Origin of the sequence: Halorubrum sp. SS7 (assembly GCF_005435055.1) — an archaeon.
In the GTDB taxonomy this organism is placed as follows: Archaea; Halobacteriota; Halobacteria; order Halobacteriales; family Haloferacaceae; genus Halorubrum; species Halorubrum salinarum.
Map to the genome: position 1 here is coordinate 1 of NZ_SGXV01000087.1, position 1,541 is coordinate 1,541.

Consider the following 1,541-nt stretch of genomic DNA (forward strand, 5'->3'; position numbering starts at 1 on the left):
ATCTCACCGTCCAGCCCGACCACGTTCACCTGTTCGTCAGTAGTCCGCCCAAGAACGAACCGGCGCTCCTCGCCAACTGGTTCAAGGGTATCTCCTCACGCAAGTACAACCACCGCTACGCCGACCACGACGGCGAGAAAATCGGCTGGGCGCGAGGCTACTACGCAGGAACCGCCGGACACGTTTCCAGCGAGACTGTCGAGAACTACATCCAGCAACACACGGAGGGTGATTCGTGACCGAACTCACAAAGACGCTGGAACTCAAACTGGTAGAGCCGAACGCTCACAAGCGGCGGAAACTCCGAGAGACGCGAGAGGCGTACCAGCACGCCCTCCAAGACGCCTTCAACCAGAACTGTACCACACAGACTGAGGCGAACGACGTGGTGGTCACCTACAATCTGAGCGGGTACGCGAAGAACGCACTCAAACAGTACGTCCCGCAACTCACGGCGACCTACAACGCGGGCGAGCTACACGACGACCACCCTGTGCGCTTCACGAACGAGGGGCTACGACTCGACCACAAGCCCGAGAACGCGATCGAGTGGTACGTCAAAATCCCGCACCACGAGGACTACCACCTCTGGCTGCCAGCACAGCCGAATCCCAAACAACGAGACTGGCTCGAAGCGGTGAACGCTGGTGACGCGACGATGGGTGAGAGCCGGCTGTTCGAGCGAGATGGGATGTGGTTTATCCACGTTACTGCCACTCGCAACGTGGAGGAACGCTCCGGGGCGTCTGCCGAGAAACGGATACCTATCGGAGTGGACATCGGGGAAGCGTCACTCGTCACGGTGTGTCACCGCGACGATCACGGGTCCCCGACCGCGCCCAAACTGTGGGCCGACGAGGGTAAGACCGTTCGTCAGCTCCGCAAAACCTACTTCACCGCCAAGCGCCGACTCCAGACGCGCGGAAGCGAGCGTATCGCAGAGTCCTTTGGCGACGACCTGTGGAACCGGATCGAAAATGTGTTCCACCATGTCACCCGCGAAGTCGTGGAGTACGCCGAGTCCATCAAGAACCCCGTGTTCGTTCTAGAAGACTTGACCTACATTCGGGAATCGATGGACTACGGCGAGTATATGAATCGGCGTCTCCACGGATGGGGATTCGCCAAACTCCATGCGCAGATACGCTACAAGGCCGTCGAGAAGGGTATCCCCGTTGAGACGGTACACCCGCGCAACACCTCGAAGGAGTGCCACGCGTGCGGTGAGGTAGGCTACCGCCCGCGTCAGGCGACGTTCACGTGTACGAACGATGCTTGCTGGGTGGGTGAGTATCAAGCGGACGTGAACGGAGCGATAAATATCGCAGACCGCTACCTCAGCGGAGAGAGCCATTCAAGAGAACACACGGATGGCGATGACTCGGCTGAGGATGGGGGGCGTTTGACCGCCCCACAAGACAGCCACGCCGATGCTGAGACCCAGCAAGGGACGCGTGGAACGAATGCGTCTTGAAACCGCAGGGCCGCTCTCGGCCTGAAATCCCGTGGTGGGATTCCCGCGTCTTCAGGCGCGGGAGGGG

At 60.2% G+C, this 1,541-nt stretch carries 1 protein-coding gene and 1 pseudogene; both read left to right on the forward strand.

Features of this window, described 5'->3' with window-relative positions:
• A pseudogene (gene tnpA / locus EXE44_RS16725) lies at nucleotides 1–239 on the forward strand (IS200/IS605-like element ISNpe10 family transposase); the annotation flags it as partial.
• On the forward strand, nucleotides 236–1,474 hold the full coding sequence (locus EXE44_RS16730) for an RNA-guided endonuclease TnpB family protein (protein ID WP_137706328.1): 1,239 nt from the start codon (nucleotides 236–238) through the stop codon (nucleotides 1,472–1,474). The pseudogene tnpA and the gene EXE44_RS16730, both read left to right, overlap by 4 nt.
• Nucleotides 1,475–1,541 lie beyond the last annotated feature (67 nt).